The following is a 17574-nucleotide window of genomic DNA, read 5'->3' on the forward strand; positions in this document are numbered from 1 at the left end:
CTGTTCCTACAAATGACTTCTATTACATATCAAAAATTGAAAGTTGCGCTTTGTCAGGCATATTCGGTAAAGAACCGAGATCATCTAAATATTCGATGACTTTTTGTGAAACTCCAGCCTTTTTATTTAAATCTTCTTTTGATAAGAACGGCCCTTCTTCACGCGCCTCGACAATCCGTTTTGCAACGTTTTCACCTAGACCAGGGACTGCCACGAATGGAGGTATTAAAGTATCTCCTTCGATAATAAATTCGTATGCTTTACTTTTTTCAAGTGATACTGGTTGCATTCGAAAACCACGTTGTGCCATTTCATTCGCAATTTCAAGAACGGTCAAAACATCTTTTTCTTTTTTACCAAGGTCCATATATTTCGCATACATGTCTTTAACAGTGTTACGTATACTATCTTTATCTTTAACCATTGTTAGTAAATCAAAATCAGACGCACGAACTGTAAAATAACTTGCATAATAATATAGCGGATAATGGACTTTGAAATAAGCAATACGTACCGCCATTAATACATAGGCTGCGGCGTGGGCTTTCGGGAACATGTATTTGATTTTTTTACATGAGTCCAAATACCAGTCAGGTACGCCGTTATCGGTCATGACTTGTTCCCATTCTTCGCTTAATCCTTTCCCTTTACGGACAGATTCCATAATTTTAAAAGCAAGTGAAGGTTCTAAGCCAGCATACATGAGATAAACCATAATATCGTCACGACATCCGATACAACTTGAAAGCGTACATGTCCCACTTCGGACTAATTCTTGCGCATTGCCTAACCACACATCCGTTCCATGGGATAAACCTGAAATTTGAACAAGTTCTGAGAATGTGGTTGGCTTCGTGTCTTCTAACATTTGACGTACGAATCCAGTCCCAAATTCTGGCACGCCATAAGTTCCTGTTTTAGCTAGAATTTGTTCTTCTGTAACACCTAATGTTTCAGGGGAACTGAAGATGCCCATCGTTTCTTTATCATCTACAGGAATGGTTTTAGGGTCGATACCAGACAGATCTTGTAACATACGAATCATCGTTGGATCATCGTGTCCAAGAATATCAAGTTTCAAAACATTATCGTGTATGGAATGGAAATCAAAATGCGTCGTCATCCACGAAGCACCCTGGTCATCAGCAGGATATTGTATCGGTGTAAAATCATAAATATCCATATAATCCGGTACAACGATAATCCCACCTGGATGTTGGCCTGTCGTCCGTTTGACACCTGTACAGCCTTTGACTAAACGGTCTACTTCAGCACCCCGTTTATGAATGCCTTGATCATTTAAATAGCCTTTCACAAATCCGAATGCTGTCTTTTCAGCGACGGTACCAATAGTTCCGGCACGGAATACTTTATCTTCTCCAAATAGAACTTTGGTATAGTTATGCGCGTGTGGTTGATATTCCCCACTAAAGTTCAAGTCAATATCTGGTACTTTGTCTCCTTTAAATCCAAGGAAGGTTTCAAATGGGATGTCTTGTCCTTCTTTAATCATCTCTGTACCGCATTCACACGTTTTATCTGGTAAATCAAAGCCTGAACCGACGGAACCGTCATCAAAAAACTCACTTTTTTTACATTTCGGACATATATAGTGCGGTGGTAAAGGGTTCACTTCAGTAATTTCAGTCATTGTTGCAACAAAACTTGATCCTACTGAACCCCGGGACCCTACAAGATAACCATCGTCTAGTGACTTTTTAACGAGCCGTTGAGAGATTAAATAAATAACCGCAAATCCATTACCAATAATACTTTCTAATTCTTTTTCGAGACGATCAATAACAATTCGGGGTAAATCTTCACCGTATAAAGCTTTAGCATTATTGTAACTGAGTTCACGTATTTCTTCATTAGCCCCGTCCATATTCGGCGTAAATAGTTTATCTTTAATAGGCACAACCTTTTCAATACGCTCAGCTAAAGCACGCGTGTTCTCTACGACAATTGTTTTTGCCCGGTCTTCCCCGAGGAAGTGAAACGCATCTAACATTTCATCCGTTGTTCTAAAATGCGCTTCAGGTAAAGTCGAACGATTTAACGGATTCCCTGGTTGTGAAGCGATTAAAATTTGACGTGCAATCCCATCGTGCTCATGTAAATAATGCACATTTCCAGTTGCAATAACTGGAATTTGATTCGTTTCTCCAACTTTTAAAATCCGCTCATATATTTCTTCTAACGTGTCGTGATCACGAATTAACTCACGATCGAGTAAATCTTGATAGAGTGCTGGAGGTTGGACCTCAATATAATCATAATATTTCGCGATACGTTCAACTTCCGATTGATCACGTTGCATCACAGCAGTAAATACTTCACCTTCATCACACGCTGTACCGACTAACAAACCTTCACGATGCTCATCTAGTAATGACCGTGGTATACGCGGCGTCCGGTAATAATATTTAACGAGCGACGCACTTACAATTTTAAATAAGTTTTTGAGTCCTGTTTGATTTTGCACAATTAAGGTAACGTGTTGTGGTCGTGCACGTTTATATGCATCTTCGTTCGATAAAAATTGATTGATATCTTTATGGAAATGGACATTTTTTTCTTTCAGTTGTCCGAGCATTTTGATGAAAATATATGCTGTCGCTTCTGTATCATATATCGCTCTATGGTGTTGCGTAAGTTCCACACCATATTTTTTAGCTAGAAAGTTCAACCCATGCTTACCGTAGCTCGTATTAATCGTTCTTGAAAGTTCTAGCGTATCAATGACTCCATTTTCCGAAGGGCCAAATCCTAAGCGTTCATATCCAGTATCGATAAAGCCCATATCAAAGGAAGCGTTATGGGCAACAAATATCGCATCGCCCACCCATTCTTTAAACTCAGTTAAAACTTCTTTTATTTCTGGTGCATCTTTTAACATATCGTCATTGATATGCGTTAAATTTTTAATTGTTTCTGTTAACTTTTCATGCGGATTACTAAAGCGCTCAAATTTATCAATAATTTCACCATTTTGAACTTTAACCGCAGCCAGTTCGATAATTTTATCATATTGGTTGGATAAACCCGTTGTTTCCACGTCAAAGACAACATACGTCGCATCTTTTAATGCGACATCTTTCGGTTTATAAGCAATGGGCACCCCATCATCGACGAGCATACCTTCCATCCCATAAATCACTTTAATGCCATTTTTTTCTGCTGCAGCATGGGCATCTGGAAAGGCTTGTACTCCGTTATGATCTGTGACTGCAATAGCTTCATGCCCCCATTTTGCAGCTTGTGCAACATATTCCCCAATATGAGAGACTCCATCCATTTGACTCATTGAAGTATGCAAATGAAACTCTACACGTTTTTCTTCAGCTTTATCTTGTTTTGGACTCCGCTTAATTTCTTCAATGTCTGACATCATCATAACAAGATCACGAATGAACATATCCTCCTCGATTCGCCCTTGTGCACGTATCCATTTGCCTTCAGATAAAGCTTTAAAATGATCTAAATCATCTTTGTTTTTACGAGTGAACATCTTTAGTACAAGTGAATCTGTATAGTCTGTCACTTTTAACTCAACAATATGCCGTCCACTTTTCAATTCTTTAATATTGATATCAAAAATGACACCTTCAATCGCAACCTTGAATTCCTCTTCGATAATAGATTCAATTGGACGTACGTTTTCAACTTGAATTGGTTTACCAATTTTACATTTATCGACTGTCGTTCCTGATTCTTCTTGTTTTTGACGAGCTTCTTTTATTTTTTCGATTTTAGAAGTGGCTTCTCGAGCACTTTGTTCATCTTCTTGTTGAATATGTGCTTCTAAGGAGGCTAAGTCATCATCATGGCCTTGTTCATCCGTTTCAAAAATGACTTTGGAAATATCAAAGCCGCAATTTTTTAATGCCTTCAATAAACTGCCGTTGCACGCTTTATCAAAATGGTTACGTTCAACATCGTTTTGAACGAGCACTTTTACGACAGAGCCTGACATCATAATTTTCTTCTGTTTCAGTTGTCCTTTAACTTTTGGTGAAAGCTTTGTTTTATCGATACAGCTAGAAAAATATTTTAAAAGTCGTTCATCTTGGCCTGAGGTATCTTTAATTTGAAATTGGGCGTCCACTGTTGCGATATCCTTAAAAGCTTCAGCCATTGCATTCATAAAAATTAAATAGTCTTCATATTTCAAAAAATAAGGTAATACAATATGGAAGGTCCATGAACGTTTTTTTTCAGAAACATCGACCCGTGTTAATTCACCTTCTTCGACAATGGTTTCATCTAAATGTGTCGTTAAATTCAATTGTTGAAGTAGAATCTTAAATTTTTCATGATTCTGTAATGCCACGATATATAAACCACCTTATTTACGCTCAATGCAAGAACGTTTTCGTCTTTTAGAATAAATAAAAGTGAGACGATAAATCAGGGATTATCCTGATTTCGTCGTCTCACCTTGCTATTTACAATGTTCGTTCAAATGGGACGTCATAGCCTCCATTTGACATCATCCATTAACATTATATCAAATTTTATATCAAACTGTTATTGAATTTGTTCGTATAATTTTGAGATGTAACTCGCTAAATCATCTACGTGTACATCTTCTTTTTCACCATTATCACGGCGTTTGACTTCGACGATACCGTCGCTCGCATTTTTACCCACGACAATGCGCAAAGGTAAGCCAATTAAATCCGCATCATTGAATTTGACACCTGCGCGTTCTTGACGGTCATCGTAAAGCACTTTGTAATCATCGTTAAATTGATTGTAAATTTGATCTGCCAGTTCACGTTGATCTTCTTTTTTAGGATTCACCGAGATGACATGAATATCATATGGTGTAACAGCCTTAGGCCAAATAATCCCATTTTCATCATGATGTTGTTCAATAATCGCACTCAATGTACGAGAGACACCAATACCATAACAACCCATCGTCAATGTTTGTTCGCGACCTTGATCGTTGAGTACCGTAGCGTTCATGGCTTCAGAATATTTATTTCCTAACACAAATACTTGGCCGACTTCAATACCTTCAGCAAATTTCGCAATGCCTGCGCCTCCACTTAAAGGCTCACCCTCTAAAATAAATCTAAAGTCCCCATAGGCTTCCACTTCAAAATCACGGCCAATATTAGCATTAATATAGTGATGGTCGTCTTCATTGGCCCCTACAACGAGATTAGATAAATCTTGGACATAGTGATCTGCATACACTTTAATCTCTTTATCAGTAATAGGACCTAATGAGCCTGGTGATGCACCGAGTAAATTGCGAATGTCATTATCGTTGGCTAATTCGACTTGGTCTGTCTTAAAGAAGTCTTTTAACTTCACATCATTAATTTCATGATGGCCACGAACAAGAATAAGTACAAATTCACCCTCAACTTTAAAAATCATGGATTTTGTAATTTGATCTAGAGGACGGTCTAAAAATGTCGCTAAGTCTTTAGCCGTTTTTATTTGAGGTGTTGCTATTTTTTCAAGTGGTTGCATGGGTGCTTTTTCCACATTCGATGGCGTGTAAGGGACTTCTGCTTTTTCAATATTTGCAGCGTAATCACTTTCATCACTGTATACAATTGTATCTTCACCGATGGCACTTAACGCATGGAATTCATGCGTATGATTCCCACCAATAGCTCCTGAATCTGCAACAACAGGACGTACATTTAAGCCGACACGTTTAAAAATACGTCCGTATGCATCGTACATATCTTGATACGTTTGCATTAGTGATTCTTCATCAGTATGAAATGAATAAGCATCTTTCATAATGAATTCACGTCCACGTAATAAACCAAAACGTGGGCGTTTCTCATCACGGAATTTTGTTTGAATTTGGAACAATGTTAAAGGCAATTGCTTATATGAACGTAATTCATCTCTCACTAGTGAAGTGATGACTTCTTCATGGGTTGGCCCTAGTGCGAATTCTCTTTCATTACGATCGTGTAAACGCATGAGTTCAGGACCATAAGCTTCCCAACGTCCTGACTCTTTCCAAAGTTCTGATTGCTGTAAAACTGGCATAACCACTTCAACTGCATCAATACGTTCCATTTCTTCTCTAATAATTTCAGAGATATTTTGTAACACACGTGTTGCAAGCGGTAAATAACTGTAAATACCTGCTGCGTTTTGTTTAATTAAGCCTGCTTTTAATAATAACTGATGACTGACTGCCTCAGCTTCAGCAGGAACTTCTCTTAAAGTGGGTATAAATACTTTTGATTGCTTCATCCTTTATTGCTCCTCCTTAATACATCGTTATAAGAAATAACGTTGAATGTCGTTCCATGTGACGAGAACCATAATAATGACAACGAAGATGGCCCCAACTGCGACAATTGCAGTTTCTGCTTTTTTGTTCGCTGGCTTTCTAAAAATGGCTTCGTATAAAACGAATAAAATACGTCCACCATCAAGGGCAGGGATTGGTAATAAGTTCATAATTCCAAGGTTGACACTGAGTACTGCTGTAAAGTTGATTAACGTAATTAATCCTGTTTTAACGACCGTATCTACATTTTTGTAAATACCCACCGGCCCATTCAACATATCAAAGCTAAAATGTCCGGTAAAAATACTGCCAATCATGGCGACAACAGCCGTGAAAATCAATTTTCCAAATTCTACTGTTTGAGTTAATCCAAAGATTAAGGGCTCAATTGGAGATATTTCTTTGGTAGGTACAAATCCTAACTGATATTCTGTCACTTTTTTCGTTTTAGTTAAATTTTGCGTGAGTTTTTTAGGCGAAAACGTTTCTGAATGCACTTTACCGTCACGTTCATATTTTAGTGTTGTCTTTTCGCCACTCGTCGCTTTCATTTCTTTTTTAATATCTCGTAGATTATCTGTGGAGTGCCCATTGATTTCAGTTATGACATCTCCCTTTTTAAGTCCTAACTGGGCAGCAGGCGTATTAGGTGCCACTTGGTCGACTTTGTTGGTCGGTGCCCCTTGCCAATAAGCGAGACCTACGAGTAAAACAGCCGCTAAAATAAAGTTGAATAGTGGTCCAGCAAATAATGTTAAAAATTTCTGATAAGGTTTTTTATAGGCAAATTGACGTTCTCTTGGTGCAATTTGGATTAAACTTCCATTTTGTACAAAAAATGCTTTTTTAGCGATAGGATAATGGTGGCGTACTTGATCATAAGCCATAATACCTTCCAAATACAGTTCCTTGTTAAAATCAACTTTTTTAACTTCCATCGCTTCCATACGTTGAAATTTATGTTGATCATCTAAAATAATATGCGTAATTTCATCTTGATCATTTAATTTCACTTTGACATGCATCCCTGGTTCAACTGGAGCTTCATCCATGCCATCGCCAGCCATTCGGACATAACCTCCGACTGGCAAAAGACGAATCGTATAGAGTGTTTCGTTTTTACGAAAACTTAAAATTTTTGGCCCCATCCCGATTGCAAATTCTGGGCACATGATCCCCGCACGTTTTGCAAACAACATATGACCATATTCATGCACTGATACAAGTAACCCAAAAACACAAATAAATGCAATAATGGTTATAAACACAGATGACTACACCTCGTATTCTTTAGATTTATAATGCGCATCTAGCGCTAAAATTTGCTCAAGTGACGGATTGTGAATCACTTCATGTTGATCCATCTCTTTTTTAATTAATCGTTCTATGTCTAAAAATCCAATTTCACGATTTAAAAATTTAGCAACAGCGACTTCATTCACAGCATTCAATACTACCGGCATCGTACCACCGATACGGATAGCGTCATACGCATATTGAAGACAACGATAACGATCAAAATCCATTGCTTTAAAATGTAACTGTGCAACTTCCGCTAAATTTAACGAAGGTGCCTCGTGTTTTAGTCGATGAGGATACGTAAATGCATATTGAATCGGCATGCGCATGTCCGGTGTACCCAACTGCGCCATTACGCTTGTATCAACAAATTCAACCATTGAATGAATAATACTTTCTTTATGTAAAATGGTCTCAATTTGCTCAATTTCTAAATCAAACAACCATTTTGCCTCAATGACTTCGAAACCTTTATTCATCATTGTTGCTGAATCAATGGTAATTTTATGGCCCATAGACCAGTTCGGATGATTGAGCGCATCTTCAACGGACACATTTTCTAACGCATCACGTGATAAATCTCGGAAAGAACCCCCACTTGCAGTTATTGTCACTTTTTTAATTTGCTTTTCATCTTCACCATTTAAACATTGGAAAATGGCCGCATGCTCTGAATCTACCGGCAAAATATTCACATTGTATTTGCGCGCATGAGCCATGACAAGCTCTCCAGCGACGACAAGTGTCTCTTTATTCGCAAGGGCAATGTCTTTGCCTTTCTCAATCGCACGCATCGTCGGTTCTAATCCCACACTACCTAATAATGAATTGAGTACAATATCATTTTTTTCATAAGTAGCAACTTCAATTAGCCCTTCCCTTCCGGAAACAACTTTAATATTATACTCGGAAAAATACGTCACATCTTCAGAATTTTGTACGGCAATGATGTCTGGTTGATGGGTCTTTAATACTTTTTTTGCGTACTCAATATTTTTACCTACTGTAAAGGCAACAAGTTTAAATTCATTAGGATGACGTTCGATGACATCAATCGCCTGTGTACCAATCGAGCCAGAAGCGCCTAATATTGCAATATTTTTCATCATTTTCACTTCACCTTACATTTGAATTAAGAAAAGATACATTAATGGTAACACGAACATAAAACTATCAAATCGGTCTAAAATCCCGCCGTGTCCTGGTAATAAGCGACCAGAATCTTTTACGCCAAAGTGACGTTTAAAACCTGATTCAACGAGGTCACCGAGCTGACCGAATGCACTTAAGACGACCGTCATTACAAGTACCCAAATCATACTATAGTCAAAAGGCACGAAAAACATAAATGCTAATGGCACTAGTAAGCTACACAATAATCCACCAATAAAACCTTCCACCGTTTTATTAGGGCTAATGACAGGCCATAATTTGTGTTTACCAAATGAACGTCCAAAAAGGTAAGCCCCTGTATCCGTTAACCAAACAATCAACAAACCAAATAAAATATAATGGAGTCCAGCTTCTCGTGTTTCATAAAAATACATAAAACCAATCCCTACATAGGCGACAGACATGAGGCAAAATGCGGAATCCATAAAACTAAATCTATTTTTAGACATCACTGTATAACTTAATAAAATAAAACTTAAAGCAATTAACGATTTTTGTTGTAATACGGGGACCCAAGTGATATCTTGTGGCAACAAAATCAGCACTAAAGCAAGAGCACTGATGAATCCCGGAATCGAAAGCAACTGTATACGGTTCATATTCAACAATTCTTTTAGTGCAATTAAAGCAAGAATGGATGTAAACAGCATCCACGTTGTTCCCCCAATAAGTAAAATAGGGAGAAATACGATTAACGCAACAATCGTTGTAATCGTTCTAACCTTCATAATCTTCTCCTATCTACAATCCCCCAAAACGTCTTTGTCGAGATTGATATGTTTTAATACATTCTATCAATTCTTGCGCATCAAAATCTGGCCACATTTTTGAATTAAAAATAAATTCACTGTATGATAATTGCCAAATTAAGAAATTACTAATACGTTGTTCACCTGATGTGCGAATAAGTAATTCAGGATCAGGGTAATGACTTGTCATTAAATATTTTTGAAATTGTGTTTCATCAATGGCTTCAATTGCAGCCTCGTCAGCAGTTCTCATCTCTTGAAATAATGCCTTCATTCCAGAAATAATTTCAGCGCGTCCACCATAATTGATGGCGAAGATCAGTGTTAATCCTGTGTTTTGTGCAGTTTTTTGTTTGGCCTCTTCAATCGCTTGAATTGTTTTTTGGGGCAACTGGTCGATAAAACCGATGGTCTCAACTTTTACATTTTTTTCAATAAGTTCCGGTAAAAATGTATTTAAAAAATTAACGGGTAACCCCATGATATAGTTAACTTCTTCTTCAGGACGTGACCAATTCTCTGTTGAAAATGCGTAAAGCGTTAAATATTTAACGTTTAAATCATTTGCTGCACGTGTGATCGTTTTAATAGTTTGCATTCCTTGATAATGTCCTTTAATTCTAGGCATTTTACGTTGTTTCGCCCAACGTCCATTACCATCCATAATAATGGCAATATGTTCTGGTATATTATGTAAATCTATAGTATCGATTTGAGATGATTGTTCTTCTTTGTTTTTAAATTTCTTAAACATGCGAGTTCCTCCGAGCCTAATTGCGTCTCATTTTATTATAGTCATTAAAAAGTACAATTATTTATCATTTTATCACACTCAAATCACTCATTAAATCACAAAGAAAAAAACTGTACCAAAGTCTGATTCGGTACAGTTTTGCAAATGAATTATACAGACATAATGTCCTTTTCTTTTTCAGTAACTAATTGATCAATTTGTTTAATTGATTCGTCTGTTACTTTTTGAACATCGTCAGAACCAGAACGTAATTCATCTTCAGTGATGTCTCCGTCTTTTTCTTGTTTTTTCAATGTATCATTTGCATCGCGACGAATATTACGTACAGAAACTTTCGCATTTTCACCTGTCTTTTTAACTTCTTTGACAATCTCTTTACGACGTTCCTCAGTAAGCGCCGGTACAGTAATACGAATCACTTCGCCATCACTTGTAGGTGTGACACCTAAGTTTGCTGCATAAATGGCTTTTTCAATATCACCTAATGATGTTTTATCATAAGGAGAAATGACCAATAAACGTGCTTCTGGTACACTAATACTTGCCAATTGTTGTACCGGTGTTGGTGCGCCATAATAATCAACGTTTACACCTGACAATAAATTGGAGTTTGCACGTCCAGCATTGATTTGAGCTAGTTCACGAGATAAATTCTCGATAGATTTTTGCATGCGTGATTTTGTATCTTGAATAATTCCACTCATAAGATAGTCACCTCTAAAATTATTTTGTAATAATTGTGCCGATTTCTTCTCCTAGAACAGCACGTTTAATGTTCCCTTCTTCCATAATTGAGAAGACATTTAACGGGATATTGTTATCCATACAGAATGAAGAGGCTGTAGAATCCATGACTTGTAAGCCTTCTTGTAACAACTGTAAGTAAGTTAAACGATCATATTTTTTAGCATTTGGATCAACTTTAGGGTCTGCAGAATAAACACCATCAACATTGTTTTTACCCATTAAAATGACATCTGCTTCGACTTCAGCTGCTCTTAATGCGGCAGTTGTATCTGTTGAGAAGTATGGATTTCCGATTCCTGCTGCAAAAATAACGACACGTTTCTTCTCTAAATGTCTAATGGCACGTCGACGGATGTAAGGTTCTGCGACTTGTTTCATTTCAATTGACGTTAATACTCGAGTATCACAATCAAGTTGTTCTAAGCTGTCTTGTAGCGCTAAAGCATTCATCACTGTTGCAAGCATACCCATATAATCCGCAGTACCACGATCCATTCCTAAATCGCTACCCGTTTTACCACGCCAAATATTGCCGCCACCTACAATTACAGCAACTTCTGTATCCATTTTTGCCACTTCAGCAACTTGCTGAGCAATGCTTTTAATAATCATTGGATTTATTCCAAAGCCTTTGTCCCCTGCTAATGCTTCACCACTTAGTTTCAAAACTACACGCTTATATTTTGAAGTTTCAGTCATTATAATAACCTCTCTATTCGTTTTATGTAAAACAATACAAGTAAAGAAGACACACGAGGCATCTTCCTTACACACGGCTTCAATAACCATGAATTGAAGTCATGTAAAGGAGGACACAAATGGTGTCTTCTTTCTCATACTAAACCGTGTCTATTATTTCATTTGTCCTTTAACTTCGTCAGCAAAGTTTTCTTCACGTTTTTCTAAACCTTCACCTACTTCATAACGTACGAAGTCCACTAATTGACCACCTTTTGATTTAAGGAATTCTTCAACAGTTTGATCTGGGTTTTTAACGAAGTCTTGGTTAACAGCACAAATTTCTTGTAAATATTTACGCAAACGACCTTCAACCATTTTTTCAACGATGTTTTCAGGTTTACCTTCATTTAATGCTTGTTGTTTTAATACTTCTCTTTCGTGATTGATTTCTTCTTCACTTACTTGGTCAGAAGAAACATATTTAGGGTTAATCGCTGCAATGTGCATTGCTACGTCTTTAGCTGCTTCTTCGTCAGTTGTACCTTCAACAACTGAAAGCACACCAATACGTCCACCCATGTGTAAGTAAGCACCAAATGCATCGTTGTCAGTTTTAGTGCGAAGTGCGAAACGACGTAAGCTTAATTTTTCACCAATTGTTGAAATCGCTTCGTTCATATGTTCAGAAACTTTTTTACCATTTGGTAATGTTGATTCATTTAACGCTTCAACAGATTCAGCTTTCGTTTCAAGGATTTGGTTAGCAATTTCTTTAACTAACTGTTGGAAACCTTCGTTACGTGCAACGAAGTCTGTTTCAGAGTTGATTTCAACGATAACCGCTTCGTTACCTTTAACTTCAACATGTGTAATACCTTCTGCTGCAATACGGTCTGCTTTTTTCGCTGCTTTAGCAATACCTTTTTCACGTAAGTAGTCAATTGCTTTATCGATGTCACCATCTGTTTCTTGTAGCGCTTTTTTACAATCCATCATACCCGCGCCAGTTTTTTCACGTAATTCTTTAACAAGTTTAGCTGAAATTGCCATCACTATTCCTCCAATATTATTTCATTATTGTATTTTAAAAAAAGGGGCTGGGACATCTTGTTTGTCCTAGTCCCTTAAAATGCTTTCATTCTTAAAATTCAAAATGGTACGTGTTAAATGATATTTAAATCACTATATTCATCACCACTATGACAGGACAGACGAAGAAAATCAAATTATTGAAAATGTTCAGCTGTCCCTCATTTTAAGATTCTATTTATTTAGACTCAACAGTTTCTTCTGTTTCTTCAGTTGAAGTTTTTTCAGTTGCTTCTTCTTCGTTTAAATCGATGTTTTGCTCTGCAGCAACTTCATCGTTTGATACACCTTGTTGACCTTCTAAAATAGCATCTGCCATTTTACCAGTTAATAATTTAACGGCACGAATCGCATCGTCGTTCGCTGGAATAACGTAGTCGATTTCGTCTGGATCACAGTTTGTATCAACAATACCCACGATTGGAATGTTTAATTTACGTGCTTCAGCAATCGCGTTACGCTCTTTACGAGGGTCAACAACGAATAATGCTTGAGGCATTGATTTCATATCACGAATACCGCCTAAGAATTTAATTAAACGGTCATATTCTTTTTTAAGTTCTACAACTTCTTTTTTAGGAAGTACGTCGAATGTACCGTCTTCTTCCATTTTTTCAATTTCAGAAATACGTTTTACACGTTTAGAAATCGTTTTGTAGTTTGTTAAAATTCCACCTAACCATCTTTGGTTAACGTAGAAATGTCCTGCACGTTCAGCTTCAGCTTTCACTGACTCTTGTGCTTGTTTTTTTGTACCTACGAATAAGACTTTACCGCCTTCTTCAGATACTTGTTTAATGAAGTTATAAGCTTCTTCTACCTTTTTCACTGTTTTTTGTAAGTCGATGATATAAATACCATTTCTCTCAGTGAAGATGTACTTTTTCATTTTTGGGTTCCAACGGCGTGTTTGATGACCGAAGTGAACACCAGCTTCAAGTAATTGTTTCATTGAAATTACTGCCATGATTAAAATTCCTCCTATTGGTTAATATCCTCCACATGCGCTAACACAAACACGACGAAATGTCGCACCCATTCGTGTTTTGGCTTCATGTGTGTGTTTTGACTTTCTCATAGCCGCATATAAATATATCACAAAAGATTTTTCTATGCAACTTATATTTATTATTCAGCACGTTTGAGTTCATCTAAAAACGCTTCTTTTTTCACTTTAATGAATGTTCCCTTCATACCTAGCGATCGAGATTCAATGACACCCGCACTTTCGAGTTTACGTAAAGCATTCACAATCACTGAACGCGTAATCCCAACACGATCTGCAACTTTTGAAGCAATTAACAATCCTTCTTTGCCACCTAATTCTTCAAAGATGTGATCAATCGCTTCTTTTTCTGAATAAGATAATGAATTAATCGCCATAGAAATCGCCGCTTTATCACGTGCTTGTGATTCAATTTCATTATGCTTTTCACGTAAAATTTCCATACCAATGACTGTCGCTGCATACTCTCCTAAAACTAAATCATTTTCACCGAAATCATTAGCGACACGACCAAGTACTAATGTCCCCAATCGTTCTCCTCCTCCAATAATTGGGAAGATTGTCGTTCTAGAATTTTTAAACAAGTCTTCGTTTTCTGGAGGGAATACTGAAAGTTCATTATCAATTTTAATATTTGATGATGTCTCATGCACATTCATCAATTTGCTTGTATATTCATCAGGAATATGGCGTTCCTCAAGCATTTTAATAATACGTTCGTTTTTTAGTAGTTCGTTTAAATTCGACCCTAAAATTTTACCTCTTCTAGAAACAATAAAAACGTTCGTTACTGTTACTTTACTGATAGTTTGCGCTACATCTTTAAAATCAACTGAAATACCTTTATGTTTTTGTAATAAGCTACTTAGTTCTCTCGTCTTAGATAATAAACCCATGTCACTTCTCCTTTTTATAAAATGAATTCACTTAAATCTTTATTCGTTGAAATCGTTTTTAGTTTTTCATCAACATATTGTGGTGTGATATCCACATGTGCATTTGGCATATTCGGTGCCTCAAATGATAAGTCTTCTAACATTTTTTCTAAAATAGTGTGTAATCGTCTTGCACCAATGTTATCTGTTTCTTGATTAACATGAAAAGCCATTTCTGCCAAACGTTCAATCGCTTCATCTGTGAAATTCACAGTGACTTCTTCTGTTTCAAGCAACATTTCATATTGTTTGATTAAAGAAAGTTTAGGTTCTTTCAAAATTTTAATGAAATCTTCAACTGTAAGACTTTCAAGTTCGACACGAATTGGGAATCGACCTTGAAGTTCAGGAATTAAATCACTCGGTTTCGAAACATGAAAAGCACCTGCTCCGATAAATAACATATGTTCAGTACTAACCGTACCATATTTCGTGCGAATCATGCTACCTTCAAGAATAGGCAAGATATCACGTTGAACCCCTTGTCTTGAAACATCTTGGCCACCACTATTTTGACTGTTTGTGGCTACTTTATCGATTTCATCAATGAATATTATTCCCATTTGTTCAGCAAGTTCAAGTGCTTCTTGATTCGCTGTTTCGTGATCAATCATTTCTTCAGCATATTCGTCTATTAAAATTTTACGTGCTGTTTTCACTGGAACTTCTTTTTCTACTTTTTTCTTAGGCATTAATTGATTCATCATTTCTTGCATTTGTTCATTTTGCTGATTCCCTAGCATGCCCAAAGCGCCTGGATCTTGTTCAACTTTGATGCGCACTTTTTCATTTTCAAGCTGACCTTTTTGTAGTTGTTCTTTAATATCAGAACGTTTCGTTTTAATTTCTTCTGTTGGCGGTTCTTCCTCTTCATCTTGTTGTTGGCCAAAATTAGGAATGGCCCCTCCAAAAAGAGATTCTAAAGGATTACTACTTGATTGATTTGCTTTTTTCTTAATGCTTGGAACTAACAATTTCACTAAGCGTTCGTTCGCTTTTCTTGTCGCTTCCTCTTTAACTGCACTTTTCTTTTCTTCTTTCACAAGACGCACCGCAACATCAACTAAATCACGAACCATACTTTCAACATCGCGACCCACATAACCCACTTCAGTAAATTTCGTAGCTTCAACTTTAATGAAAGGTGCCCCTACGATTTTTGCCATTCTACGGGCGATTTCTGTTTTACCCACTCCGGTAGGGCCCATCATTAAAATATTTTTAGGTGCAATTTCTTTTTTAACTTCGTCCGCTAAAAGACTTCGACGATAACGATTTCTTAAAGCGATCGCCACTTTTTTCTTCGCTTCGTCTTGCCCGATAATAAATTCGTTTAATTTCGTTACAATTTCTTTTGGGGTATACTTAATGGCATTTTGATCCATAAATTTTGAACCTCCGTTATAATTCTTCGACCGTAATATGGTCATTAGTAAATACACAAATATCAGCGGCAACTTTTAAACTTTCATAAGCCATTTCTTTAGCTGATAAGTGCGTGGCATGTCGTTTTAATGCACGTCCAGCGCTCAATGCGTAATTGCCGCCTGAACCAATTGCAATTAAGTCATCATCTGGGGCGATGACTTCACCTGTCCCACTGACCACTAAAATATGATCTTTATCCATAACAATTAACATAGCTTCAAGTTGACGTAATTGTTTATCACCGCGCCATTCTTTAGCGAGCTCAACCGCTGCACGTTCTAGGTTGCCACTATATTGTTGCAATTTCCCTTCGAACTTTTCAAATAATGTGAATGCATCAGCAACACTCCCAGCAAATCCTGCAATGACACGACCTTGATATAACCGTCTTACTTTTTTAGCAGTTTGCTTCATAATGACTTGTTCGCCGAGCGTCACTTGGCCATCGCCAGCCATCGCGGCGCTTCCATTATGTCTCACTGCATAAATTGTTGTCGCATGAATTGATGAACTCATAAAAACTACTCTCCTTTTTTAGCACGAGGATGTGCATTTAAGTAAACACTTCGTAAACGTTGATTTGACACATGTGTATAACGACTTGTTGTTGATAAATTAACATGCCCTAGTAAACTTTGAACGGTCCTCAAATCTGCGCCTGCATCTAGCATATGTGTTGCAAACGTATGTCGCAATTTATGAGGATGTATCGATGAAACTCCCGCAGTCCGTTTAACGATTTCATTCAAAATATAACGGACGCCACGAGCTGTCACAGGTTCACCCTTTAAGTTCACTATTAATTTACCATGTGTGGCGTTCTGTATAGGTTGAAAGTGGTTAAGATAGTCTTCGATACTTTGCTTGCAAAACTCTCCAAAAGGGACGATACGTTCTTTACTACCTTTCCCCATCACTTTTAACACACACATATTCAAATCTACATCCGAAATATTTAAATCAACTAATTCTGATACACGGATACCTGTCGCATATAAAATCTCAAGTATCACGCGATCGCGTCTCCCTTTTTTCGGATCTTCCTGTACCGTTTTAAATAATGCTTCCATTTCTTCAGAATAAAAAAATGTAGGTAAATACGTTTCTTTTTTCGGATGCACGAGCTGAACGAAAGGATTTACAATCGTATCATCTTGGGTCATCCAAAAATGATAAAACGTACGCAGCGTTGAAATTTTCCGCGAAACCGTTGTTCTTTGTAACCCTTGGTTATAAAGCATTGCAAGATAGTTTCTCGCATCTCTATATTCAAATTCTCGTAATGATAATTGTTCTTGTTGTAAAAATTGGTTGAACTGAATTAAATCATCTTCATAAGCTTTTAATGTATGTTCTGAAAAAAAACGTTCTCGCTTTAACATAAGTAAAAACAGGCGTTGGATATGTTCCAAAGTAAAAACCCCTCCATCATTAGC

General features: G+C 37.0%; 14 protein-coding genes. All 14 read right to left on the reverse strand.

What is annotated here, in order from left to right; translation table 11 throughout:
• Window positions 1-22: 22 nt before the first annotated feature.
• The 14 genes from G8Y84_RS04065 to xerC all read right to left on the reverse strand — a co-directional run bounded on the left by G8Y84_RS04065 (window position 23) and on the right by xerC (window position 17550).
• Window positions 23-4333, reverse strand: coding sequence for a PolC-type DNA polymerase III (locus G8Y84_RS04065; RefSeq protein ID WP_165806127.1), 4311 nt, complete (start codon window positions 4331-4333; stop codon window positions 23-25).
• Window positions 4334-4530: 197 nt separating this feature from the next.
• A complete protein-coding gene (locus tag G8Y84_RS04070) occupies window positions 4531-6237 on the reverse strand; it encodes a proline--tRNA ligase (RefSeq protein ID WP_037573356.1) in 1707 nt (568 codons plus the stop codon).
• A gap of 27 nt (window positions 6238-6264) precedes the next feature.
• Window positions 6265-7545 (reverse strand): RIP metalloprotease RseP, encoded by a 1281-nt coding sequence (gene rseP, locus G8Y84_RS04075; RefSeq protein ID WP_037573354.1) that lies wholly within the window; start codon window positions 7543-7545, stop codon window positions 6265-6267.
• Between the two features lie 6 nt (window positions 7546-7551).
• The gene (locus G8Y84_RS04080; protein ID WP_037573956.1) at window positions 7552-8682 is read right to left on the reverse strand and encodes a 1-deoxy-D-xylulose-5-phosphate reductoisomerase; all 1131 of its coding nucleotides are present in this window, start codon (window positions 8680-8682) and stop codon (window positions 7552-7554) included.
• Window positions 8683-8697: 15 nt separating this feature from the next.
• On the reverse strand, window positions 8698-9477 hold the full coding sequence (locus G8Y84_RS04085) for a phosphatidate cytidylyltransferase (protein ID WP_037573352.1): 780 nt from the start codon (window positions 9475-9477) through the stop codon (window positions 8698-8700).
• A 13-nt stretch (window positions 9478-9490) separates the two neighbouring features.
• Window positions 9491-10252, reverse strand: a complete 762-nt coding sequence (locus tag G8Y84_RS04090; protein WP_037573351.1) for an isoprenyl transferase — start codon at window positions 10250-10252, stop codon at window positions 9491-9493.
• Between the two features lie 149 nt (window positions 10253-10401).
• Window positions 10402-10956 (reverse strand): ribosome recycling factor, encoded by a 555-nt coding sequence (frr, locus tag G8Y84_RS04095; protein ID WP_037573344.1) that lies wholly within the window; start codon window positions 10954-10956, stop codon window positions 10402-10404.
• Window positions 10957-10975: 19 nt separating this feature from the next.
• Entirely contained in the window at window positions 10976-11698 is a 723-nt protein-coding gene (gene pyrH, locus G8Y84_RS04100; protein ID WP_037573342.1) for a UMP kinase, read from the reverse strand.
• Between the two features lie 153 nt (window positions 11699-11851).
• Complete coding sequence (gene tsf, locus G8Y84_RS04105) at window positions 11852-12733, reverse strand: translation elongation factor Ts (protein WP_172458446.1); 882 nt, start codon at window positions 12731-12733, stop codon at window positions 11852-11854.
• Window positions 12734-12947: 214 nt separating this feature from the next.
• A complete protein-coding gene (gene rpsB / locus G8Y84_RS04110) occupies window positions 12948-13736 on the reverse strand; it encodes a 30S ribosomal protein S2 (RefSeq protein WP_105962777.1) in 789 nt (262 codons plus the stop codon).
• 161 nt (window positions 13737-13897) lie between these two features.
• Window positions 13898-14671, reverse strand: coding sequence for a GTP-sensing pleiotropic transcriptional regulator CodY (gene codY, locus G8Y84_RS04115; RefSeq protein WP_037573333.1), 774 nt, complete (start codon window positions 14669-14671; stop codon window positions 13898-13900).
• A 14-nt stretch (window positions 14672-14685) separates the two neighbouring features.
• The gene (hslU, locus tag G8Y84_RS04120) at window positions 14686-16095 is read right to left on the reverse strand and encodes an ATP-dependent protease ATPase subunit HslU (protein WP_037573330.1); all 1410 of its coding nucleotides are present in this window, start codon (window positions 16093-16095) and stop codon (window positions 14686-14688) included.
• A gap of 16 nt (window positions 16096-16111) precedes the next feature.
• Window positions 16112-16654, reverse strand: coding sequence for an ATP-dependent protease subunit HslV (hslV, locus tag G8Y84_RS04125; RefSeq protein WP_037573327.1), 543 nt, complete (start codon window positions 16652-16654; stop codon window positions 16112-16114).
• A 5-nt stretch (window positions 16655-16659) separates the two neighbouring features.
• Window positions 16660-17550: a tyrosine recombinase XerC gene (gene xerC, locus G8Y84_RS04130; protein ID WP_165806128.1), complete on the reverse strand. Its 891-nt coding sequence runs from the start codon at window positions 17548-17550 to the stop codon at window positions 16660-16662.
• Window positions 17551-17574: the final 24 nt, after the last annotated feature.

It is taken from the genome of Staphylococcus sp. 11511212, assembly GCF_011394755.1.
GTDB classification, from domain to species: domain Bacteria; phylum Bacillota; class Bacilli; order Staphylococcales; family Staphylococcaceae; genus Staphylococcus; species Staphylococcus chromogenes.

Coding starts and splice junctions, on each gene's coding strand:
- hslV (WP_037573327.1), bottom strand. CDS start 16,654: ATGAGTTCATCAATTCATGCGACAACAATTTATGCAGTGAGACATAAT.
- rpsB (WP_105962777.1), bottom strand. CDS start 13,736: ATGGCAGTAATTTCAATGAAACAATTACTTGAAGCTGGTGTTCACTTC.
- G8Y84_RS04090 (WP_037573351.1), bottom strand. CDS start 10,252: ATGTTTAAGAAATTTAAAAACAAAGAAGAACAATCATCTCAAATCGAT.
- hslU (WP_037573330.1), bottom strand. CDS start 16,095: ATGGATCAAAATGCCATTAAGTATACCCCAAAAGAAATTGTAACGAAA.
- frr (WP_037573344.1), bottom strand. CDS start 10,956: ATGAGTGGAATTATTCAAGATACAAAATCACGCATGCAAAAATCTATC.
- G8Y84_RS04080 (WP_037573956.1), bottom strand. CDS start 8,682: ATGAAAAATATTGCAATATTAGGCGCTTCTGGCTCGATTGGTACACAG.
- G8Y84_RS04085 (WP_037573352.1), bottom strand. CDS start 9,477: ATGAAGGTTAGAACGATTACAACGATTGTTGCGTTAATCGTATTTCTC.
- codY (WP_037573333.1), bottom strand. CDS start 14,671: ATGGGTTTATTATCTAAGACGAGAGAACTAAGTAGCTTATTACAAAAA.
- G8Y84_RS04070 (WP_037573356.1), bottom strand. CDS start 6,237: ATGAAGCAATCAAAAGTATTTATACCCACTTTAAGAGAAGTTCCTGCT.
- pyrH (WP_037573342.1), bottom strand. CDS start 11,698: ATGACTGAAACTTCAAAATATAAGCGTGTAGTTTTGAAACTAAGTGGT.